Origin of the sequence: Mesorhizobium album, from assembly GCF_033977205.1 — a bacterium.
Classification (GTDB): domain Bacteria; phylum Pseudomonadota; class Alphaproteobacteria; order Rhizobiales; family Rhizobiaceae; genus Mesorhizobium; species Mesorhizobium album.
Map to the genome: position 1 here is coordinate 117,501 of NZ_JAVIIW010000005.1, position 20,504 is coordinate 138,004.

The 20,504-nt window shown below is 64.0% G+C and carries 19 protein-coding genes; 11 read left to right on the top strand and 8 right to left on the bottom strand.

Translation table 11 applies throughout. The annotated features are described in order from the left end of the window. Nucleotides 1-24 precede the first annotated feature (24 nt). Complete coding sequence (locus RFN28_RS06240; protein ID WP_320286497.1) at nt 25-1,053, top strand: zinc-binding dehydrogenase; 1,029 nt, start codon at nt 25-27, stop codon at nt 1,051-1,053. 44 nt (nt 1,054-1,097) lie between these two features. Then, nucleotides 1,098-2,045 carry a lipid A biosynthesis lauroyl acyltransferase gene (locus RFN28_RS06245; protein ID WP_320286593.1) on the top strand — a complete coding sequence of 316 codons (948 nt, stop codon included), beginning with the start codon at nt 1,098-1,100 and terminating at the stop codon, nt 2,043-2,045. Between the two features lie 93 nt (nt 2,046-2,138). On the opposite strand, the gene RFN28_RS06250 is transcribed toward RFN28_RS06245, so the two are convergent. Both RFN28_RS06250 and RFN28_RS06255 read right to left on the bottom strand, forming a co-directional pair. Further along, the gene (locus RFN28_RS06250; RefSeq protein ID WP_320286498.1) at nt 2,139-2,978 is read right to left on the bottom strand and encodes a hypothetical protein; all 840 of its coding nucleotides are present in this window, start codon (nt 2,976-2,978) and stop codon (nt 2,139-2,141) included. Nucleotides 2,979-3,177: 199 nt separating this feature from the next. Continuing rightward, nucleotides 3,178-3,609 carry a L,D-transpeptidase gene (locus RFN28_RS06255; protein ID WP_320286499.1) on the bottom strand — a complete coding sequence of 144 codons (432 nt, stop codon included), beginning with the start codon at nt 3,607-3,609 and terminating at the stop codon, nt 3,178-3,180. Between the two features lie 273 nt (nt 3,610-3,882). Here RFN28_RS06255 and RFN28_RS06260 point away from each other — a divergent pair, with 273 nt between their 5' ends. From RFN28_RS06260 to RFN28_RS06280, 5 genes are all read left to right on the top strand, one after another. Next, nucleotides 3,883-5,160 (top strand): acetylornithine deacetylase/succinyl-diaminopimelate desuccinylase family protein, encoded by a 1,278-nt coding sequence (locus tag RFN28_RS06260; RefSeq protein WP_320286500.1) that lies wholly within the window; start codon nt 3,883-3,885, stop codon nt 5,158-5,160. A 117-nt stretch (nt 5,161-5,277) separates the two neighbouring features. Next, nucleotides 5,278-6,756: an ABC transporter substrate-binding protein gene (locus RFN28_RS06265; protein WP_320286501.1), complete on the top strand. Its 1,479-nt coding sequence runs from the start codon at nt 5,278-5,280 to the stop codon at nt 6,754-6,756. Nucleotides 6,757-6,784: 28 nt separating this feature from the next. Continuing rightward, nucleotides 6,785-7,732: an ABC transporter permease gene (locus RFN28_RS06270; protein WP_320286502.1), complete on the top strand. Its 948-nt coding sequence runs from the start codon at nt 6,785-6,787 to the stop codon at nt 7,730-7,732. Next, a complete protein-coding gene (locus RFN28_RS06275; RefSeq protein WP_320286503.1) occupies nt 7,729-8,598 on the top strand; it encodes an ABC transporter permease in 870 nt (289 codons plus the stop codon). The genes RFN28_RS06270 and RFN28_RS06275 overlap by 4 nt, the downstream gene beginning before the upstream one ends. Next, nucleotides 8,595-10,217, top strand: coding sequence for an ABC transporter ATP-binding protein (locus tag RFN28_RS06280; RefSeq protein ID WP_320286504.1), 1,623 nt, complete (start codon nt 8,595-8,597; stop codon nt 10,215-10,217). The genes RFN28_RS06275 and RFN28_RS06280 overlap by 4 nt, the downstream gene beginning before the upstream one ends. A gap of 104 nt (nt 10,218-10,321) precedes the next feature. Here the strand turns inward: RFN28_RS06280 and RFN28_RS06285 are convergent, their stop codons facing one another. Beyond that, on the bottom strand, nt 10,322-10,753 hold the full coding sequence (locus RFN28_RS06285; protein ID WP_320286505.1) for a TerB family tellurite resistance protein: 432 nt from the start codon (nt 10,751-10,753) through the stop codon (nt 10,322-10,324). Nucleotides 10,754-10,862: 109 nt separating this feature from the next. On the opposite strand from RFN28_RS06285, the gene RFN28_RS06290 reads away from it, so the two are divergent. Both RFN28_RS06290 and RFN28_RS06295 read left to right on the top strand, forming a co-directional pair. Then, complete coding sequence (locus RFN28_RS06290; RefSeq protein ID WP_320286506.1) at nt 10,863-11,648, top strand: TSUP family transporter; 786 nt, start codon at nt 10,863-10,865, stop codon at nt 11,646-11,648. A 52-nt stretch (nt 11,649-11,700) separates the two neighbouring features. Then, nucleotides 11,701-11,871 carry a hypothetical protein gene (locus tag RFN28_RS06295; RefSeq protein ID WP_320286507.1) on the top strand — a complete coding sequence of 57 codons (171 nt, stop codon included), beginning with the start codon at nt 11,701-11,703 and terminating at the stop codon, nt 11,869-11,871. A gap of 68 nt (nt 11,872-11,939) precedes the next feature. On the opposite strand, the gene RFN28_RS06300 is transcribed toward RFN28_RS06295, so the two are convergent. Both RFN28_RS06300 and RFN28_RS06305 read right to left on the bottom strand, forming a co-directional pair. Beyond that, nucleotides 11,940-13,415 (bottom strand): cobyric acid synthase, encoded by a 1,476-nt coding sequence (locus RFN28_RS06300; RefSeq protein ID WP_320286508.1) that lies wholly within the window; start codon nt 13,413-13,415, stop codon nt 11,940-11,942. Next, nucleotides 13,415-14,020 (bottom strand): dimethylsulfonioproprionate lyase family protein, encoded by a 606-nt coding sequence (locus RFN28_RS06305; protein ID WP_320286509.1) that lies wholly within the window; start codon nt 14,018-14,020, stop codon nt 13,415-13,417. The genes RFN28_RS06300 and RFN28_RS06305 overlap by 1 nt, the downstream gene beginning before the upstream one ends. Before the next feature lie 138 nt (nt 14,021-14,158). Between RFN28_RS06305 and RFN28_RS06310 the strand changes: the two genes are divergently transcribed. Together RFN28_RS06310 and mmsB are read left to right on the top strand one after the other, a co-directional pair. Further along, nucleotides 14,159-15,325, top strand: coding sequence for an isobutyryl-CoA dehydrogenase (locus RFN28_RS06310; RefSeq protein ID WP_320286510.1), 1,167 nt, complete (start codon nt 14,159-14,161; stop codon nt 15,323-15,325). A gap of 24 nt (nt 15,326-15,349) precedes the next feature. Further along, nucleotides 15,350-16,234 (top strand): 3-hydroxyisobutyrate dehydrogenase, encoded by an 885-nt coding sequence (gene mmsB / locus RFN28_RS06315; protein ID WP_320286511.1) that lies wholly within the window; start codon nt 15,350-15,352, stop codon nt 16,232-16,234. 347 nt (nt 16,235-16,581) lie between these two features. Here mmsB and RFN28_RS06320 read toward each other — a convergent pair whose 3' ends face one another. Genes RFN28_RS06320 through RFN28_RS06330 form a run of 3 tightly spaced genes read right to left on the bottom strand, consistent with a single transcriptional unit; the run spans nt 16,582 to nt 20,295 of the window. After that, on the bottom strand, nt 16,582-17,961 hold the full coding sequence (locus RFN28_RS06320; protein ID WP_320286512.1) for an aspartate aminotransferase family protein: 1,380 nt from the start codon (nt 17,959-17,961) through the stop codon (nt 16,582-16,584). 51 nt (nt 17,962-18,012) lie between these two features. Beyond that, nucleotides 18,013-18,135, bottom strand: coding sequence for a capsid protein (locus RFN28_RS06325; RefSeq protein WP_066999731.1), 123 nt, complete (start codon nt 18,133-18,135; stop codon nt 18,013-18,015). Nucleotides 18,136-18,186: 51 nt separating this feature from the next. Then, on the bottom strand, nt 18,187-20,295 hold the full coding sequence (locus RFN28_RS06330) for a prolyl oligopeptidase family serine peptidase (protein ID WP_320286513.1): 2,109 nt from the start codon (nt 20,293-20,295) through the stop codon (nt 18,187-18,189). Between the last annotated feature and the right edge of the window lie 209 nt (nt 20,296-20,504).

Below are 20,504 nucleotides of genomic sequence, written 5' to 3' on the forward strand. Positions count from 1 at the left end.
GCTTCCACAGTACCGACAGGCCAAATGCGCGCATTGCAACTTATCGAGGACCGCCGCCTTGAAACGGTGGACCTGCCGCCTCCCCCGCCGCCTTCGCTCGGCGAAGTGACGCTCCGCATCAAGGCGGTGGCGCTCAACCATATCGATGTCTGGGGCTGGCGCGGCATGGCCTTCGCCAAGCGCAAGCTGCCGTTGGTCGTCGGCGCCGAAGCCTCGGGCGAGGTCGAGGCCGTCGGGCCAGGCGTCTCCAACCTTCTGCCGGGGCAGTTGGTGTCGATTTATGGCGCGCGCACCTGCGGGCTTTGCCGCGCCTGCCGCGAAGGGCGCGACAATCTCTGCGAGTACGTGTCCGGCGTCCACGGCTTCCACCTTGACGGCTTCGCGCAGGAAAAGATCAACCTGCCGGCCCGCCTTCTTGTGCCCGCTCCGCCCGGCGTGTCCGAGATCGGCGCCGCGGTCGCGCCTGTGACCTTCGGCACGGTCGAGCACATGCTGTTCGACAATGCCAGGCTCGAGCCCGGCGAAACCATCCTCGTCCATGCCGGCGGCTCCGGCATCGGCACCGCCGCCATCCAGCTTGCCAAGCGCATGGGCTGCACCGTCATCACCACCGTCGGCTCGAACGACAAGATCGACAAGGCGAAGGCGCTTGGTGCCGACCATGTCATCAATTACCGCGAGGACCGCTTCGAAGGCGTCGTGCGCAAGTTGACCAGGAAGAAGGGGGTCGATGTCGTCTTCGAGCATGTCGGCGCCGATACCTTTGCCGGCTCCATGCTCTCCTTGAAGCGCGGTGGGCGTCTCGTCACCTGCGGTTCCACCTCGGGCGTGTCGACGCAGGTCAATCTGATGCAGCTCTTCCAGCAGCAATTGAAGCTGCTCGGCTCCTTCGGCTGCCGCATGGAGAACATGGCCAATGCCATGCAGAAGATGGCGGCCGGCCTCGTCGCTCCGGTCATCGATACCGAAGTCGGCTTCGACGATATCGACGCCGCGCTGAAGCGCATGGAAGGCCGCGACGTCTTCGGCAAGATCATCCTGCGCGTTTCCTAGGGGCAGAGGGTCGCAAGGTGCTCAAGAAAGCCCGCCGGGACTTCATGTTCCGCTACGGCCGGCGGCTGCGCCAGTTGGAGCACTGGCTGGTGGCGCGGCTCGCCATGGCGATGATCGGCGTGCTGCGCCTTTTGCCGCCGGACAGCGCGCTCAACTTCGCCGACCGCGTCGCCCGCTGCATCGGGCCGATCGTCGGCCGGCATCGGGTGGCGGTCAACAATCTGCGGCTGGCCTATCCCGAAAAGAGCGACGCCGAGATCGGGGCCATTGCGTTGGACATGTGGGGCAACATGGCCCGCCTGGCCGCCGAATACATCTTCCTCGATGCGCTCTTCGATTTCGATCCGAATGCGACAAAGCCGGGGCGCGTCGAGGTCCGCGGCATCGACCATTTCGTCGAGATCGCCGGCGAGAAGAAGCCGCATATCCTGTTTACCGGACACCTCGGCAATTTCGAACTGCTGCCTGTCGCCGCCGCCACTTTCGGCATGAATATAACGGCGCTGTTTCGCCCGCCGAACAATCCCTACCTTGCCGACTACATCCACTCGACCCGCCGTTCGACGATGGGCGGCCTACTGCCCTCTTCCACGGGCGCGTCATTTGCGTTGGCTGCCATCCTGGAGAAGGGTGGCAATATCGGCGTCCTGGTCGACCAGAAGTTTACCAACGGCGTCGAGACGACCTTCTTCGGCCGCCCCTGCCAGAGCAACCCGGTGCTGGGCATGCTCGCCCGCCACTATGACTGCGATGTCTATCCTGCCCGCTGCGTCAGGCTCCCGGGAAACCGATTCCGCCTGGAAATCGAAGACAAGCTGACCCTGCCGCGTACCGAAGGGGGCAGCGTCGATGTTCACGCCACCACGCAGTTGCTGGCCGACGTGGTCGAGCGCTGGGTGCGCGAGGATCCTGGCCAATGGATGTGGTTCCACAAGCGCTGGGAGATGAGCGGCCGGCGCCGTAAGCGCGGGCAAGCCAAGGAAGTCGGCTAAGAGTGCGGAATGCACCCGGTCCTCTTGCAAGGAAAAGCCGCGAAGATTTCTTCGCGGCTTCGATGTCGGCAATCAGAACTGGCTGAGCAATTCCTAGAATAACGGCACTGTAAAGTTGGGGCGGTAAGTATCCATCGTTGCGCCGTTGCGATCCTCGTCGAGCAACGAGTTGGAACCGAAGCTTGCCCGCAGGCCGATCACGTATTTGTGGATGTTCGCGCTGCCCGAAGCTTCGGAGACAGTCAGGTGGTCCAGTTGGTAGCGCCCGAACACCGACCACGGCGTGCCGGAAAAACGGTAGGTAGCCTGAAGTGCCGCAGTGACCGTGTCGAAATGCGCGCCAAACCCGGACAATCGCGAAAAGCCCAGTTCGCCGTCGAAGCGAAGGTCGTCCTGGGCGAAATAGCGCACCACGCCGCGAGCGCCCCAATCGTCGAGATGCTCGGATTCGCCGCTGGCCCGCAACTGGCCGTAATAGACCTGGCCGTAAAGCGTCACGTTGCCGAAATAGGCTTGGGCCTCCGGACCTACGGTGAAGGTATAAAGGTTTTCGTCGCCAATCTCGTCGCCGCCGTATCCGGTGATCGTAGCAAACCCGCCAAGCGCATAGGAGGTTGGATCGCGCCAGTAGCCGTGGACTGCTCCACCATAGCTATAGATGTTGGTACCCTCGATCCATATCGAGTCGATCACCGCATCGGTCTGGATGTTCCAGCGGCCGTCGATTGGGAAGTTGATCCGAGCTGCGCCGCCGGCGGTTGTGCCAGTGTCATGACCACCCGGGAACGAGAAATAGAGGCCGCCCACATAAAGTTCGCCATAGCCCGAAATATGCGGCTGCGCGAGTTCCTGGTCCAGAACAACCGGCGTGTCCGCAGCGAAAGCCGAAGTCGCCGTTGCCGCGATCGCGGCACCGAGAAGAAAGCGATGCATAGTAGTCCCCAAGCCGTCAGAATTGACAATTCTTGCTTATCACTGCCGCGTCATGCAAACCAGCTTGGGCAATACTGTGAGCCGGCGTAAATCGTTGTTTTTCGAAGCATGTGCGACATTGCTGCAACGCTGACAGACGAGCTGATGCGCAGGCAGCAATTGCCGCCTGCGACTTCGGCGAGCCCTCTCCTGTCCGTTTTCAGTTGGTGACGACGATCCGCGTGTTACCGTAGCCGGCCTCGCGTACCATCGCATAGAAGGTCGCAGCGTTGGCCGTGTGGAGACGCACGCAGCCATGTGATGCCGGGCGTCCGAGATATCTCACCGCGCCGGTGCCATGGATGGCGTAGCCGCCGTGGAAGAACACCGAATACGGCATCGGCGAATTGTCATATTTGCGCGAGTACCAGATCCGCGCCGTCCATTGCGGCCGGTAGCTGCCGCGCGGCGTGAAGTAGCCCTTGCGGGCCGTCGACACGTTCCAGCGGTAAAGCACCTGGCCGTATTTGCTGACGGTCATCGTCTGCGATGACACATCGATGTTGGCGACCAGCGAGGCCGCGCGACTTGCGATCGACGTGCCGAGCAACGTTGTTGCCAGCACGGCTGCCATGAGAACGGACTTTTTCATGCGATCAAACCCCTACGATTGCCCCTTGCCATCACACGGTTTTCTTTCCATCATTTTTCTGGCAGGTGCGTTAAATACCACACACTCGTTGACGAATCCGCCAATCCGATGCGGCGAATTTGAATGATTTTCCCGCCATAGCTGCCGGCACGACACGCACCCTCGACGGTTTAATCCGTTGGCCCTGCCCGGATCGTCGATTGGCCCGATTATGTTCGACAGCGAGCAAGAGGCAGCTTGCAAAACCGCGGCGTTGCTTCTTCAATCCATCGGATGAATGAACGACTCCTGCGGGCGGTCGATGACCGAATCGACGACCTGGTCGCGCTGACCGCCGACCTGATCCGCTTTCCGACCGTCAACCCGCCCGGCGAGGCCTACCGGCCGTGCGCCGAGTATCTTGGCGCGCGCCTCAAGAAGCTCGGCTTCGAGACAGAGTTCATTCGCGCCGAAGGCGTGCCCGGCGACACCGACCGCTACCCGCGCGTCAATGTCGTCGCCCGCCTCGACGGCCGCTCGCCCGGCGCCTGCGTCCACTTCAATTCGCACATCGACGTGGTCGAGGCGGGGGACGGCTGGACCGTCGATCCCTTCGCCGGACTGGTGAAGGACGGCCGGGTCTACGGCCGCGGCGCTTGCGACATGAAAGGCGGGCTCGCCGCATCCGTCGTCGCCGCGGAAGCTTTCATGGAGGTCTATCCCGACTTCCCCGGCGCCATCGAGATATCGGGCACAGTCGATGAGGAGTCCGGCGGCTTCGGCGGCGTCGCGCATCTGGCGAAGCTCGGCTACTTCTCAAAGCCGAAGGTCGACCACGTCATCATCCCCGAGCCGCTGAATAAGGATCGTATCTGCCTTGGCCATCGCGGCGTCTGGTGGGCGGAGATCGAGACCAAGGGCGAGATCGCGCATGGTTCGATGCCCTTCCTCGGCGACAATGCGGTGCACCACATGGGCGCTGTCCTGCAGGCGTTCGAGGACGAGTTGTTCCCGGCGCTCGACCGCAAGGTGACGCGCATGCCGGTGGTGCCCGAGGGCGCCCGGCGCTCGACCATGAACATCAATTCCATCCATGGCGGTCAGACCGAGGATTTCCGGCCGGGACTGCCCTCGCCCAACGTGCCGGATTCCTGCCGGCTGACCATCGACCGCCGCTTCCTGCTCGAAGAGGACCTCGCCACCGTCAAGGGGGAAGTCACCAGCATCCTCGACCGACTGAAGCGCGAGCGGAAGAAATTCGACTATGAGATCCGCGACCTGATGGAGGTTCTGCCGCTGATGACCGAGCGCGACGCGCCGGTGGTGAAAGCCGTTGCGCAGGGCATCATGGAAATCTTCGACCGCGAGCCGGACTACGTGATCTCGCCCGGCACCTACGATCAGAAGCATATCGCCCGCATCGGCCACATCTACGACTGCATCGCTTACGGCCCCGGCATTCTCGATCTTGCCCATCGGCCGGACGAATGGGTGGGCATCGCCGACATGGTGGAATCGGCCAAAGTGATGGCGATCGGCCTCAACGTGCTGCTGCGCGGAACAACCGGCTAAGGCGCAAAAACATTTCTCGCTGCGCGATCAGTCAGCACGAAACACAATTTACTCGCGCGCCAAATCACGCTTCTATCCGCCGGGCTTGACCACGTTTGAGCATAGGGGAGTTCAGCAATGAGATTGTGGAAGACCATTTTTGCCGCGGCCGTGCTGACATTCGCCGCCGCGACGTCGGCATTTGCCGCGCGCACCGACCTCGTCATCGGCATTCCGCTCGAGCCCCCGCATCTCGATCCGACCGCCGGCGCCGCCGCGGCGATCGACGAAGTGCTCTATGCCAATGTCTTCGAGGGCCTCACCCGCATCGGCCCGAACGGCGAGGTGCTGCCCGACCTCGCCGAAAGCTGGGCCATCTCGGATGACGGCAAGATCTACACCTTCAAGCTGCACACGGGGGTGAAATTCCACGATGGCAGCGACTTCAGCGCCGACGACGTGAAATTCTCGCTCGACCGCGCCCGCGCCGACAATTCGATCAATGCCCAAAAGGGATTGTTCGCGCAGATCGACAAGGTCGATGTCGTCGACCCGGCCACCGTCAAGGTGACGCTGAAGAACCCGCAGGGCTCCTTCCTCTACAATATGGGCTGGGGCGACGCGGTGATCGTGTCGCCGAAATCAGCGGACACGAACAAGGAAAAGCCTATCGGCACCGGGCCCTTCAAGTTCCAGAACTGGGCCAAGGGCTTATCGATCACCCTGGTGAAGTCGGACAATTACTGGGGCGCGCCGGTCTTCCTCGACAAGGTCGAGTTCCGCATCGTGCCTGATGCCGCCGCCGCAGTGCCGGCGCTGCTTTCCGGCGACATCCAGGCCTTCCCCTTCTTCGACCCCGACAGCGTCTCCCAGGTCAAGGGCGATCCGCGCTTCCATGTGGTGATCGGCTCGACCGAAGGCGAAACGATCCTTTCGATCAACAACAAGAAGCCGCCCTTCGACAAGCTGCAGGTCAGGCAGGCGATCTCCTTCGCGCTCGACCGCAAGGCGATCATCGACGGCGCTTCGGCCGGCCTCGGCGTGCCGATCGGCTCGCATATGTCGCCCGCCAACAAGGACTATGTCGACCTCACTGGTCTCTATCCGCACAATATCGACAAGGCCAAGGAACTGCTGAAGGAGGCCGGCCTCGAAAAAGGCTTCAAGGCGACGCTGAAGCTGCCGCCGCCTTCCTATGCACGGCTTGGCGGCGAGATCATCGCCTCGGAGCTACGCGAGGTTGGCATCGACCTGGAGATCATTCCGGTCGAATGGGCGCAGTGGCTCGACCAGGTCTTCACCAAGAAGGACTATGACCTCACCATCGTCTCCCACACTGAGCCCAACGACATCGATATCTATTCGCGCAAGGACTATTACTTCAATTACGACAACGCGACCTTCGACAAGATCATCGCCGAGCTCAACCTCACCTCCGACGAGGCCAAGCGCAAGCAACTGCTCGGCGAAGCGCAGAAGATCCTGGCCGACGACGCCGTCGTTGGTTTCCTCTACGAGCTGCCGAAGGTCGGGGTCTGGGACGCCAAGCTGCAGGGCCTGTGGGAGAACGCGCCGATCCAGGCCAATGATCTCACCAAGGTGAAGTGGACGGACTGACGGCGGCGCGATCGCCCGATCGCCTCCCATGACCGCCTACCTCGCAAAACGCCTCATTATCGCGGCCATCACGCTGGTGCTGGCCTCGATGGTGGTGTTTGCGGTCATGGAGATCCTGCCCGGCGACCCCGCGCGCCTGATGCTGGGCTTCAACGCCAGCGCCGACCAGGTCGAGCAGCTGCGCAACCAGATGGGACTGAACGCGCCGATTGTCCTGCGCTATCTGCACTGGGCGAGCGGGCTGCTCAGCCTCGATTTCGGCCGCTCCTACACCTATTCGGTTCCCGTCATCGACCTGGTGCGTGAGCGCGTCGTCGTTTCCCTGCCGCTGGCGCTTATCGCGCTGGCGCTGTCGACCGTCATCGCCGTTCCGGTCGGCGTGTTTTCCGCCAGCCGGCAAGGCCGCGCCGGAGATGCACTTGCCATGGGCGCCGCGCAGCTTGGCGTCGCCGTGCCGAACTTCTGGTTCGCGCTGATGCTGATCTATCTCTTCGCCGTTTGGCTGCGGCTGGTGCCAGCCGGGGGTTTCCCCGGCTGGGGTGCCGGCATCTGGCCGGCCATGAAGTCACTGCTCCTGCCGGCAGTCGCGCTGGCGTTGCCGCAGGCCGCGATCCTGGCGCGCGTCGCCCGCTCGGCGCTGATCGAGGTGCTGAACGAAGACTATATCCGTACCGCCCGCGCCAAGGGCCTCCCCTACCGCGCCGTGCTGTGGCGCCATGCCCTGCGCAACGCCATGATCCCGGTGCTCACCATCCTCGGCCTGCAATTCGCCTTCCTGCTCGCCGGCACCATCATCATCGAGAATGTCTTCTACCTGCCGGGGCTCGGCCGGCTGGTGTTCCAGGCCATCACCCAGCGCGACCTGATCGTCGTCGAGAGCGTCGTCATGCTGCTGGTCGCGGCCGTGATCGCCGTTAACCTGCTGGTCGATTTCTCCTATGCGGTGGTTGATCCGCGCCTGAGGGGTCGGCAATGACGATGCGCATCGACCTGCCCGAAGAAACCCTTGCCGACGTCCTGGCCAAGGCCTTCGGCAACCGCTCTTTCCTCATCGGCTTCGCCATCACGCTGCTGGTCGCTGCGGTCGCGCTTCTGTCTTTCGTCTGGACACCCTATGACGTCACCAAACTGGTGATCGCCGACAAGACGCAGGCGCCATCGCCGGTGTACTGGTTCGGCACTGATCACTTCGGCCGCGACATCCTGTCGATGGTCATGGTGGGAGCACGCAACTCGATCGCCGTGGCGCTGGTGGCGGTCGGCATCGGCATGGGCGTTGGCGTGCCGCTCGGCGCCTTCGCCGCGGCACGCGGCGGCATCGCCGACGAGGCACTGATGCGCATCAACGACCTCGTCTTCGCCTTCCCGGCGCTGCTTTCGGCGATCATGATCACCGCCATCTTCGGCCCCGGCGCCGTCAACGCCATCATCGCCATCGGCATCTTCAACATACCGGTCTTCGCGCGCGTCGCCCGCGCCGGTGCCTTGGCGATCTGGCCGCGCGAATTCATCCTTGCCGCGCGCGCCGCCGGCAAGGGCATGACGGAGATCACGATCGAGCACATCCTGCCCAACATCGCGACGCTGCTGCTCGTCCAAGGCACCATCCAATTCGCGCTGGGCATCCTCGCCGAGGCCGGGCTGTCCTATGTCGGCCTTGGCGCGCAGCCGCCGATGCCGAGCTGGGGCCGCATGCTGTTCGACGCGCAGACCCGCATGGTGACCGCGCCCTGGATGGCGATCTTTCCCGGCATGGCGATCGTCGTCACCGTGCTTGGGCTCAATCTGCTCGGCGACGGCATCGCCGACATCCTCGATCCGAAATCGCGGCGGCAGCGATGAGCCTGCTCGAGATCGAGAACCTGTCGCTGGCCATCGGCAAGACGCCGATCCTGAAAGGGGTCGAGCTCACAATCGCGCCCGGCGAGGTGGTCGGCCTGGTCGGCGAATCCGGCTCCGGCAAGTCGATGACGGCGCTGACCATCATGCGGCTGCTACCGCATCTGGCGCGCACCAGTGGACGCGTCACTTTCGACGGCATCGACCTCCTGGCCGCGAGCGAGGACCAGATGTGCGCGCTGCGCGGCGACGACATCGGCATGGTCTTCCAGGAGCCGATGACGGCGCTCAATCCGGTGAAGACCATCGGCGAACAGGTGGCCGAAGGCATCCGCTGGCATACCAAGGCGAGCCGCGCCGAAGCGGAGGAACGCGCGCGAAAAATGCTCGACCGCGTGGGTCTGCCGGGGACAAAATTCCCGCTGTCGCGCTACCCGCATGAACTGTCCGGCGGCCAGCGTCAGCGCGTGGTCATCGCCATCGCCTGCGCGCTGAAGCCCAAGCTCTTGATCGCCGACGAGCCGACCACGGCGCTTGACGTGGTGCTCCAGGCGCAGATCCTCGACCTGCTGCGCGATCTGGTCAGCGAAAACCGCATGGGCCTGTTGCTCATCTCACATGACCTGGCGGTGGTAACCGAAATGTCTGACCGCCTGACCATCCTGCGCCGTGGCGAAGTGATGGAAGCCGGCGACACTGCGAGCACGCTGTCCGCACAACGCCATCCCTACACGCGCGAGCTGGCGCTGGCATCGATGCATATGCCGGCGCGCCCGAAGACGCATCGGGCGGGTTCGGCCAAGCCGCTGCTCGAGGTGGAGGGCGTCAGCCGCGCCTATCCGGGACGGCGCATGTCCCTGTTCCGGCCGGCGCAACCGGTCCGCGCCGTCGACGATGTGTCGCTGACGATCGAGCCTGCGCAGTCGGTGGCGCTCGTCGGCCGCTCCGGCTGCGGCAAGTCCACGCTCGCCCGCATGATCCTGGCGCTGGACAAGCCAACGGCCGGCGCGATCCGCTTCCGCGGCGAGGTCATCACCGGCAAGTCCGAAGCGGCGCTGAAGCCGGCGCGGCGCGACATGCAGGTGGTGTTCCAGGATCCTTACGGCTCGTTCGACCCGCGCCAGAAGGTCGAGAAGCTGATCGCCGAACCGCTGCACCTTCTGGAGAAGCAGCCGTCAAAAGCCGAGCGCCGCGAGATGGTCGCGCACGCGCTCGACGAAGTCGGACTCGGTCCGCGCGATATGGACAAATACCCGCACGAATTCTCGGGCGGCCAGCGCCAGCGCCTGTCGATCGCTCGCGCCATCATCACGCGGCCGAAACTGGTCGTCGCCGACGAGCCGGTCTCGGCGCTGGATGTCTCGATCCGCGCCCAGATCCTCGACCTGTTTGCCGAGCTCAACCAGAAGCTCGGTATCGCCTATCTCTTCATCACTCACGACCTGACGGTTGCCCGCGCCATGTCCGACGAGGTGCTGGTCATGCACGAAGGCAAAATCGTTGAGCGCGGTCGGACCACCGACGTGCTCGACAATCCGCGCTCGGAAGCGACGCAGGCGCTGGTCGCGGCGGCGCCCGATCTTCACCGCGCGATCGCGCGGCGCATGCAGGAACAGGGGTGAGCAGCCGGTTCGCGCAGCGAATTCAAACGTGCCAGTGGCACGATGAAAGGCCAGCGAACGCCGGGATGCTGCGAAGCAGCGGGGACCCGGCCGGGCAGCCGCGCTCAGCCCTCCGGTTTGACCACATCCACCGGGCTGATATCGAGCAGGTCGAGCGTGCGGCGCAGAAGCTTCACCTCACTGTCGGCAAGCTTGGCATCCGCCTTGGCGATGTCCGCCATGTGGCGGGCGAGCAGCTTGCGCCGTTCGACGTCGAGGTCGCGGAACAGCGCGATCGCCTGCGAGCCGTTAGTCTCGTAGCCGTAGTCGTTGAGATATTCGATGACGCTGTCGACGCTGGTTTCCGGGATGCCGAAGGCTTCCCTGCAGATGCGCCGGAAGGCTACCATCTCGCTCTCCGAAACCGAGCCGTCGGCCAGGATCATGCGGAACAGCATCAGAAGCTCCGCCGACAGCACCGGATCGTCCGCCACCTTGCGCACGCCCGGGTCGCCGTCGAAGATCGAACGTATCTGATCGAGCAGCGCCAACACCATCGGCCTCCCCTTCGTGATTCCGGTTTGATTGTTAGCGTGGAATCGGGCTTGCGCAAACTGGGTCGGCGTGATGGAAGCTGCGGCTTCCCCTCGCCGTGACCCGCAGCCGATGATCGACCTTACCCTGCAGACTGCCCTTATGCTCGCCGCTGCCGCTTTTGCGGCGGGCTTTGTCGATTCGATCGCCGGCGGCGGCGGCCTGATCACCATTCCGGCGCTGCTTCTGGCGGGTTTCTCGCCGGTCGCCGCACTTGGCACCAACAAGCTGCAAGGCATGTTCGGCTCCGGCTCGGCCACCATCCATTATGCCGCCAACGGCCAAGTCGATCTGCGCCGACAGCTCCCTTCCGCGCTGTTGGCGCTCGTCGGCGGCGCGGTTGGCGCCCTTCTCGCGACGATCGTGCCCGGCGGCTTCCTGCGCGCGCTCCTGCCGGTCCTGCTGATCGCGATCGCTCTCTACTTCGCCTTCAAGCCCAACATGGGCGACGTCGACCGCGCCGAGCGTCTGTCTCCTTTTCTGTTCGGTCTGACGGTCGTGCCGGCCGTTGGCTTCTATGACGGTCTGTTCGGCCCGGGCACCGGCTCGTTCCTCATGCTGGCCTTCGTTGCGCTTGCTGGTTACGGCGTGCTCAAGGCGACGGCGCACACCAAGCTGCTCAATTTCGCCTCCAACATTGGCGGCTTCGTCGTTTTTGCCGCCGTCGGCGTCATCGCCTGGAAGATCGGTCTGATGATGGGCGTGGCGCAGTTCCTCGGCGCCCGTCTCGGCGCCAGCCTTGCCATCCGCATCGGCGCAAGCTTGATCAAGCCGCTCCTGGTGATCGTGTGCCTGGCGCTGGCGGTCAAGCTGCTTGCCGACCCGGCCAATCCCTTACGCCAGCTAATTGGTGTGTGAGGCCCCTGCTGGTAGAATTCGTGCGTTGCGAATCATGTTGGAGGGACTAAGCATGAATCTCAGTGCACCCACCCAGATTGTGTTCATTATTTCGTTGGTCATCGCCATCATCGGCCTTCTCGCCGCTCTTGGCCTTCTTGCGTTCATTCCTGTTGCAGCGGTGTGGATTATGCTCATCGCCTATATCGTGCTTGCCGCCGGCTGCCTGATGCGCGGCACCTAAGTATCGCAATCTCCGGAAACTCGGAGCGCCCGGCCCTGCCGGGCGCTCTTTGTTTGTAGGTTTGAAGACTACCTCGCTAGGGCGAAGATCGCATCGCAGTCGAGATGGGCTTCCAGCTCGGCCGCGACCTCGTCCAGGGCCTTCTCCACCTCGGCGCGGTAGTCGATGCCGCCGCCGCTGAGGCCCAGGCTCGCAAGGTACGCGGCGCGAAAAGCGTCGGCGGAGAACAGCCCATGCAGATAGGTGCCGATCACCTTGCCGTCGGCCGAGATCGCGCCGTCCTCGACGCCGTTGATGATCGCCGAAGGTCGCGCCGTGTCCGGGCCGGTGGTGCGGCCGAGATGGATTTCGTAGCCTTCGAGCGGCAGGCCGAACTGCACCGAACGGGCGCTTGAATTGCGCACTGTTTTTTCCGGTTCCATCACAGTCTCGATGTCGAGGAGGCCGAGTCCTTCCGTTTCGGTGACGCCGCCTTCGATCCCGTCGGGATCGCGCACCATGCGGCCGAGCATCTGATAGCCGCCGCAGATGCCGACGACATTGCCGCCGCGCTTACGATGCGCGACGAGGTCGCGATCCCAGCCATTCTCGCGGAATTTGATCAGATCGCCGATGGTCGATTTCGAGCCGGGAATGACCACCAGCCCGGCGTCTTCCGGCAGCGGCTTGCCCGCCGGCACGAACACCACCTCGACCTGCGGCTCGGCCTTCAGAGGATCGAGGTCGTCGAAATTGGCGATGCGCGCGAGCATCGGCACCGCCACCTTCAGCGCCCGCCTCTCGCCGGCGGCGAGACGCTCCAGCACGACCGAATCCTCGGACGGCAGCCGGGCGGCCGCCTTCAGCCAGGGCACGACGCCGAAGCAGCGCCAGCCGGTGAACTTGCCGATCACGCTGATCCCGTCGTCGAACAGCGAGATATCGCCGCGGAACTTGTTGATGAGATAGCCGGCGATCATGCGCCGGTCTTCCTCCGGCAGGATCAGATGCGTGCCCGCGACAGAGGCGATGACGCCGCCGCGGTCGATGTCGCCGACGAGCACCACCGGCACGTTGGCGCGCGTCGCAAAGCCCATATTGGCGATGTCGCGGCTCCTGAGATTGATTTCTGCCGGCGAGCCTGCGCCCTCGACGATGACCAGATCGGCGCCCTCGCCGACCTTCGCCCAGGACTCCAGCACAGCGTCCATCAGCCGGGCCTTCATCGCCTGATAGTCGCGCGCCCGCGCCTCGCCGAACACCTTGCCCTGCACCACCACTTGCGAGCCGATGTCGCTCTGCGGCTTCAGCAGCACGGGGTTCATATGCACGGTCGGCCTCACCCCGCAGGCCAGCGCCTGCAGCCATTGCCCACGGCCGATCTCGCCGCCGCCGGCCGTGTTGTCGCCGGGAATGTCGGCGACGGCGGCATTGTTCGACATGTTCTGCGGCTTGAACGGCCTCACCTTCAGTCCGCGCTTCTTCGCGGCCCGGCACAGCCCCGCCACCAGCACGGTCTTGCCGACATCCGAGCCGGTGCCTTGCAGCATGATCGCTCTGGCCATCAGCCCCTGCCCTCCGATCCAATGGTCGATTTCTGCGCCAGCGGTCCGCCGCGCCAGATATAGAGCGCCATCAAAGGCTCCTTGCCGGTGCGCATGGCGTGACTGACGTTTGACGCGTGGTGGATGACGTCGCCGGCCTCGTGAACGTGAAAACCGCCCTCGCCCATACGCCATTCGGTGCCGCCGGTCAGCGGGATATAGATCTCCTCAGCAATGTGGTGATGGTCGGGATAGACGATGCCGGGCCCGAGGATGAGCAGGCCGGCGGCGACCTCGTCATTGACGAAATGCCCGCGTGTGCCGAACATTTCCAGCCAGCCGTAATTGTCGATGAAGGTCTGGCCGAAATCGGCGGCCGTATAGGTCTGCCCCCAGCTCAGCTCGTCCCGATGGTCGGCCACGAATTGTGCCAGCGGCCCTGCGTCCTGCGGCGCAAGTTCCGCGATACGATCGAGATGGCGAAGGCAGCCGAGCGGACGCGGTTCGAGCGGGCGGGAGGGCATGTCCCAGCCGATGCGTGCGACAGCATCTGCGACAAGGCCGCTGTCGACACCAGCGAGATAGCTGTGGAACCGCTCCAGCAACTGATCGAAAATTGTCGGCACGCAGGGCTCCGTTGATCAATCCGTGCACAGCCGGTCCGCGGAGGGCCGGGTTGCGCGGCGGCATCATTGGTCTAGATTGATCGCTGCGCAAAGCCAAAAACGACAGGCCACAAGGCCTGAAACGACAGGGAGCACGCCATGGACGCGGCAGTCGATGCGGGCACTGGCCAATTCGAACTCACCGAGGAACAGCGCGCCATAAAGGAGATGGCAGAGGCCTTCGCGGCCGACCGCGTGGCGCCCAACGCGCTCGACTGGGATCGGGCAAAGCACTTTCCCGCCGATGTGATCCGCGAGACCGGGCCGCTCGGCCTCGGCGGCATCTATGTGCGCGACGATGTCGGCGGCTCGGCGCTTGGACGTCTCGATGCCGTGCTGATCTTCGAGGCGCTCGCCCGCGCCGATCCGGCATTCTCGTCGTTCATTTCCATCCACAACATGGCGGCCTCGATGATCGACCGCTTCGGCAGCGACGAGCAGCGCCAGCGCTTCCTGCCGAAGCTGGCCTCGATGGAATGGCTGGCGAGCTACTGCCTGACCGAGCCCGGCTCAGGCTCGGATGCCGCCGCGCTAAAGACGCGGGCGGCGAAGAGCGGCAGCGACTATGTCTTGAACGGAACCAAGCAGTTCATTTCCGGCGCCGGCGACAGCGACCTCTATGTGGTCATGGCGCGCACCGGCGGCGACGGCCCAAAAGGCATCTCCACCTTCGTCGTGCCCAAAGACGCGCCGGGCCTCTCCTTCGGCGCCAACGAGCACAAGATGGGCTGGCACATGCAGTCGACCCGTCAGGTCATCTTCGAGGACTGCAAGGTACCGGCCGAGAACCTGCTTGCAGCCGAAGGCGAAGGCTTCGGCATCGCCATGGCCGGTCTCGATGGCGGCCGGCTGAATATAGCCGCCTGCTCACTGGGCGGCGCGCAGTCGGCGCTCGACAAGGCACTCGCCTACACGGCCGAACGCAAGGCTTTCGGCTCGAAGATCAACCAGTTCCAGGCGCTGCAGTTCAGACTGGCCGACATGGAGACGGAGCTGCAGGCCGCCCGCATCTTCCTCTACGCCGCCGCCTCGAAGCTTGACCGCAAGGCCCCAGACGCGGGCAAATGGTCGGCGATGGCCAAGCGCTTCGTCACCGATATCGGCTTCGACGTCGCCAACGAAGCGCTGCAACTGCATGGCGGCTACGGCTATCTGCACGACTACGGTATCGAGAAGCTGGTGCGGGACCTGCGCGTCCACCAGATCCTCGAAGGCACCAACGAGATCATGCGCGTCATCATCGCGCGTACGCTGATAGGCCGCTGACCGAAGATATCCGGAGGAACAGGAATGACGACGATCGCCTTCATTGGCCTGGGCAACATGGGCAATCCGATGGCCGCCAATCTGGTCAAGGCCGGCCACGCGGTGTTGGGCTTCGACCTCGTGCCGGAGAACCTCACCATCGCGAAAGAACACGGAGTCACCGTCATGGCCAACGCTGTCGCGGCGGTGAAGGATGCCGATGTCGTCATCACCATGCTGCCGGCCGGCAAGCATGTGCTGTCGGTCTACGGGGACGTCGCGCCCAAGGCCAAAAAAGGCGCGCTGTTGATCGATTCCTCGACCATCGATGTCGAATCGGCCCGCAAGGCGCATGCGATTGCCGCTAAGCATGGCTTGCCGTCGATCGACGCGCCGGTCTCCGGCGGCACTGGCGGTGCTGCTGCCGGCACGCTGACCTTCATGGCGGGCGGCTCGGACGAGGCTTTTGCCGCCGCCGAGCCGGTCCTTAAGCCGATGGCCGGCCGCATCGTCCACTGCGGCGGCGACGGCGCCGGCCAGGCCGCCAAGATCTGCAACAACATGATCCTCGGCATCTCGATGATCGGCGTCGCCGAAGCCTTCGTGCTCGCCGAAAAGCTCGGCCTCTCGCACCAAGCGCTGTTCGATGTCGCCTCAACCTCCTCGGGCCAGTGCTGGTCGCTCACCAGTTACTGCCCGGTGCCCGGCCCTGTTCCGGCATCGCCCGCCAACCGCGACTACAAGCCAGGCTTTGCCGCGGCGCTGATGCTCAAGGATCTGAAACTGTCGCAGGAAGCCGCGCAAAGCGCGGGCGCGGTGACGCCTCTCGGCGCCGAAGCGACGCAGCTCTACGCCCTGTTCAATGCGCAGGGGAACGCGGGCGCCGATTTTTCCGGCATCATAAATTTCCTGCGCGGCAATAAAGACTAAGTGACTGCTTTAAAAGGGTTATTAGCGGATTTTTTCGACAGAAAACCGGCAAATTTAGATTTGCTTAAGGTCTCGATAACCCGCCGGTAACGATGTGTCTCTAAAACAGACTGCGAGGCGGACATCGCAACCGCCCGGCGCTCCGGATCAGGTCTCGCGTACCGGAGCCCGTAAGTTTCGCAAGTCTCTCGTAGCGAAACGCCATGCGTATCTGGCAAAGCCGCGTTCCCGTTGGGACGCGGTTTTTGCGTTTACGCCCCTGCCGGCAAATGAGCGTCTTCCGCAGCGATGCACGGTGTCAGTCGCCGGGCGCCCTTGTTGACAAGCGCCCGGCGATCTCGCTTCGCTCAGCGCTTCCGCAGATCCGCCTCGGCGAGGTCGAGCGCCTTGGCGATGCGCTCGCAGGCCATGTCGATGGTGGCGCGCGTCCAGATCAGCGGCGGCGAGAGGATCATCGTGTCGCCGGTGGCGCGCAGCATCATGCCTTGCGAGATCGCGTGGTCGCGCACAACGACCGCGGCACTTCCCGAAGGCAGATAGCGTTCCTTGGTCGCCTTGTCCTTGACGATCTCGATCGCGCCCATCAGGCCGATCGAGCGCACTTCGCCGACCAGCCGGTGGCCGGCGATGCGTTCCTGCAGCGCCTGCGCGAAATAGGGACCGGTGTCGGTCCTGACGCGATCGACCAAGCCTTCCCGTTCGATGATCTCGAGGTTCTTCAGCGCCACCGCGCAGGCCACCGGATGACCGGAGTAGGTATAGCCGTGATAGAATTCACCGCCCTTCTCGACCAGCGTCTTGGCGACACGGTCGCCGACGAGCAGCGCCGACAGCGGCTGGTAGCCTGACGTCAGCGCCTTGGCGGTAGTGATGGTGTCGGGTTGCACATCGAAGGTCTGCGCCGCGAACCATTCGCCGGTGCGGCCATAGCCGGTGATCACCTCGTCCAGCATCAAGAGCACGTCGTATTTGCGGCAGATGCGCTGCACCTCCGGCCAATAGCTCATCGGTGGGATCTTCACCCCGCCCGCCCCCATCACCGGCTCGCCGATGAAGGCGGCGACCTTGTCGGCGCCTGCCTCGATGATCGCGTCTTCGACGGCCTTCGCCGCCCGCAGGCCGAAATCATGGTCGCTTTCGCCGGGCAGCGCGAGCTCATAGGCATAGGGCATCATCACATGGACGATGTTGGGCACCGCGCCGCCGAGCTGCTTGTGCATCGGCTCCATGCCGCCGAGCGATGTGCCGGCTATGGTCGAGCCGTGATAGCCCATCTTGCGCGAGATGATGCGGTTCTTCTCCGGCTTGCCTTCGAGCGCCCAGTAGTGGCGAACCAGCCGCAGCGCGGTGTCGTTGGCCTCCGAGCCGGACGAGCCGTAAAAGACCTGGCTGACATGCTTCGGCGCCAATTCCGCCAGCTTCTTCGACAGCAGCACCGGCGTCGGCGTCGAGCATTTGAAGAAGGAATTGTAGTAAGGTAGATCCTTCATCTGGGCATAGGCGGCATCAGCCAGCTCATTGCGGCCATAGCCGACATTGACGCACCAGAGGCCCGCCATGCCGTCGAGGATTTCCGATCCTTCCGAATCGTAGATGAACGGGCCGTCGGCGCGGGTGATGATGCGCGAGCCAATCTCGCGCAGTTCCTTGTGGTCGGTGAAGGGATGAAGGTGATGCGCGGCATCGATCTGCTGAAGCTGCTTCAGCGAATAGTTCTGATAGGTCATGGATTTGATCTTTCCTCTGGAATCAATCCGGCAGAAGCCGGGGCGGATTCGTCAGAGGAAACGGGGCGGCGAATAGCCGATGCGGGCGCAAAGCCGCAAAAGCTCGGCACGCAGCGTGCGCGGTGACGGCGTCACCGCAACCCCGAAGGCGCCTGATGTGCTGATGCGGACCATGGCCGGCAGCTTATGCTGCCTGATGCCTCGAATTCAAGCCGTGCCGCGTTTTCAGTCGAGCACCGGATTGTCCGAAAACCGGCTTCCACCTTTCGGTCCGATGCTCAGCGCCCGCTGCAGAAAGACATAGCGCATCGCCGTTTGCGCCGCCTGCGGCCGCCGATCGCCGCGCCCGCCATGGCCGCCTTCGGTCTCCTCGAAGAACAGCGTGCTCGCATGGCCAGTGGCTTGCAGCCGCGCAGCCATCTTGCGCGCATGGCCGGGATGGACGCGGTCGTCGGCGGTCGAGGTCATCAACAGCACCGGCGGATAAGCGGCATTAGCCGCGACATGCTGATAGGGCGAATAGGCGCCCAGCCAGGCCGCCTCCTCCGGCTTCAAGGGATCGCCATATTCGGCGATCCAGGACGCGCCGGGCGGCAATTCGGTGTAACGCAACATATCGAGCAGCGGCACGTCGATGATGACCGCGCCGAACAGGTCCGGGCGCTGCGTCAGCGACACGCCGGTGAGCAAGCCGCCATTCGAGCCGCCCTGGATGCCGAGTTGGGCAGCCGTGGTAATGCCGCGCCTGACCACATCCTCGGCCACCGCCGCGAAATCGTCGAAGGCTTTCTGGCGGTTGCCCTTGAGCGCCGCCTGATGCCAGGCCGGACCAAATTCGCCGCCGCCGCGGATGTTGGCCTGCACATACGCGTTGCCCTTCTCCAGCCACAACCTGCCGCGGATGCCGCCATAGCCTGGCAAGAGCGGCACCTCGAAGCCGCCATAGGCGTAGAGCAGCGCCGGCACCGGTCCCGTCTGGTCGCGGCGCCGCACGACGAAATACGGGATCATCGTGCCGTCCTTCGAGCGCGCCTCGAACTGCTCCGAAACGTAAGGCGCGGCATCGAAGCGCGCCGGCTGCGATTTCACAGTTGCCAGCGTCTCGCCGTTATCGTCCGACCAGACGATCGAGCTCGGCGTCAGGAAATCGGTGAAGGAGAAGGAGACGCTTGCGCCGAAATGCTCGGCATGGCTGATGCCGACATTGCCGTTGTCGGGCAGCGCGACCGGTTTCAGTGACCAGCCCTTATCGGTGCGATCGCACACAACGACCTTGCCCCGCACATTGTCCATCAGGTTGATGAACAGTCGGTCCTGCGTCCTCGCCAGACCTGCAATGGAAACACGGTGCTCCGGTTTGAGCAGCGTCTCGATCGGTTCGAACGCACCGGTCTCGATCCAGCGCTCGAAATCCACGGAGTAGAGCCCGTCGGGCAGGCAGCGGGTGCCATCGGGAGCCGTCCACGCGCTGCGCACGCCGAAGACGAACTGCCCCTTGAAGATAGCCGTGTCGGTGGCGTCGTCCGGCAGCGGGATGCGCCTGTTCTCGCCCGACGCCAGCCGCAGGAAGCTGTGCGAGGTGAAGAAGTCGATGGTCTTGCCAAGCAGCACATGCCGCTTGTCGCCGTCGAATTCCACGCCGCCACCGACCGCGAGGTGATGCTTCTCGCCCTCGAAGATCGGCGTTGCATCCTCGATCTTCGTACCGCGCCGCCAGAGCTTGATCACGCGTGGATAGCCCGACTGGGTCTTGTCCTTTTCCGCGAAAGCGGCGGAGACGATCACCGTGTCCCTGTCCAGCCAGGAAAAGCCCGACTTCGAGGCCGGCGCGCGAAAACCGTCCTCTATGAAGGATTTCGTCGCCATGTCGAACTCGCGCATCTCGCTGGCGTCGCCGCCATCCGGCGACATGGACAGCAGGCAGCGGTCGAAATCCGGATAGAGCCGGCTGGCGCCGCCGAACACCCATTTCACGCCCTCCTTGGCCGAGAGCTGATCGAAGTCGATGATCGTCTCCCAGTCCGGCTTGTCGGTCTTGTAGGAAGCGACCGGCGCGCGGCGCCACAGGCCGAGCGCATTGGTCTTGTCCTGCCAGAAATTGTAGACGTGGCCGGCTAGCGCCGCCCCGACCGCGATATTGTCCTCGGCGGTCATCAGATCGAGCGCGGTGTCGAACGTAGCCTGGTAGGAAGGATCGCCCTGCAATTCGCCGACCGTCACGGCATTCTGGCGATGAACCCAGTCGAGCGCTTCCTTGCCGTTGCGGTCTTCCAGCCAGAGGAAAGGATCCTCGGCCTCCAATTCGGACTGGGTTCTGGTCATCGCGCTGGTCATGCAGGTCTCCGGGTCTGGCGGCCCTGCCTACATCGCGTTCGACGCGCCAACATTCAAGAGCAGCGTCGCCCGAACCTGGGTTAGTGACGCAGCCAGCCGGCTGCCCTTCCGTCATGTCGCTTCCCTCGCCCTAGTGGTCGCCGCCTCCTTACCGGCGGGATTGCCGCCGGTCCATTATGCCGGCCACTTTCGCATCCTCACGAGGCTTA

Bases quoted from the DNA above. Each gene is read 5' to 3' on its own strand.
- RFN28_RS06240 (WP_320286497.1), top strand. From the start codon at position 25: ATGCGCGCATTGCAACTTATCGAGGACCGCCGCCTTGAAACGGTGGAC.
- RFN28_RS06245 (WP_320286593.1), top strand. From the start codon at position 1,098: ATGTTCCGCTACGGCCGGCGGCTGCGCCAGTTGGAGCACTGGCTGGTG.
- RFN28_RS06250 (WP_320286498.1), bottom strand. From the start codon at position 2,978: ATGCATCGCTTTCTTCTCGGTGCCGCGATCGCGGCAACGGCGACTTCG.
- RFN28_RS06255 (WP_320286499.1), bottom strand. From the start codon at position 3,609: ATGAAAAAGTCCGTTCTCATGGCAGCCGTGCTGGCAACAACGTTGCTC.
- RFN28_RS06260 (WP_320286500.1), top strand. From the start codon at position 3,883: ATGAATGAACGACTCCTGCGGGCGGTCGATGACCGAATCGACGACCTG.
- RFN28_RS06265 (WP_320286501.1), top strand. From the start codon at position 5,278: ATGAGATTGTGGAAGACCATTTTTGCCGCGGCCGTGCTGACATTCGCC.
- RFN28_RS06270 (WP_320286502.1), top strand. From the start codon at position 6,785: ATGACCGCCTACCTCGCAAAACGCCTCATTATCGCGGCCATCACGCTG.
- RFN28_RS06275 (WP_320286503.1), top strand. From the start codon at position 7,729: ATGACGATGCGCATCGACCTGCCCGAAGAAACCCTTGCCGACGTCCTG.
- RFN28_RS06280 (WP_320286504.1), top strand. From the start codon at position 8,595: ATGAGCCTGCTCGAGATCGAGAACCTGTCGCTGGCCATCGGCAAGACG.
- RFN28_RS06285 (WP_320286505.1), bottom strand. From the start codon at position 10,753: ATGGTGTTGGCGCTGCTCGATCAGATACGTTCGATCTTCGACGGCGAC.
- RFN28_RS06290 (WP_320286506.1), top strand. From the start codon at position 10,863: ATGATCGACCTTACCCTGCAGACTGCCCTTATGCTCGCCGCTGCCGCT.
- RFN28_RS06295 (WP_320286507.1), top strand. From the start codon at position 11,701: ATGAATCTCAGTGCACCCACCCAGATTGTGTTCATTATTTCGTTGGTC.
- RFN28_RS06300 (WP_320286508.1), bottom strand. From the start codon at position 13,415: ATGGCCAGAGCGATCATGCTGCAAGGCACCGGCTCGGATGTCGGCAAG.
- RFN28_RS06310 (WP_320286510.1), top strand. From the start codon at position 14,159: ATGGACGCGGCAGTCGATGCGGGCACTGGCCAATTCGAACTCACCGAG.
- mmsB (WP_320286511.1), top strand. From the start codon at position 15,350: ATGACGACGATCGCCTTCATTGGCCTGGGCAACATGGGCAATCCGATG.
- RFN28_RS06320 (WP_320286512.1), bottom strand. From the start codon at position 17,961: ATGACCTATCAGAACTATTCGCTGAAGCAGCTTCAGCAGATCGATGCC.
- RFN28_RS06325 (WP_066999731.1), bottom strand. From the start codon at position 18,135: ATGGTCCGCATCAGCACATCAGGCGCCTTCGGGGTTGCGGTGACGCCG.
- RFN28_RS06330 (WP_320286513.1), bottom strand. From the start codon at position 20,295: ATGACCAGCGCGATGACCAGAACCCAGTCCGAATTGGAGGCCGAGGAT.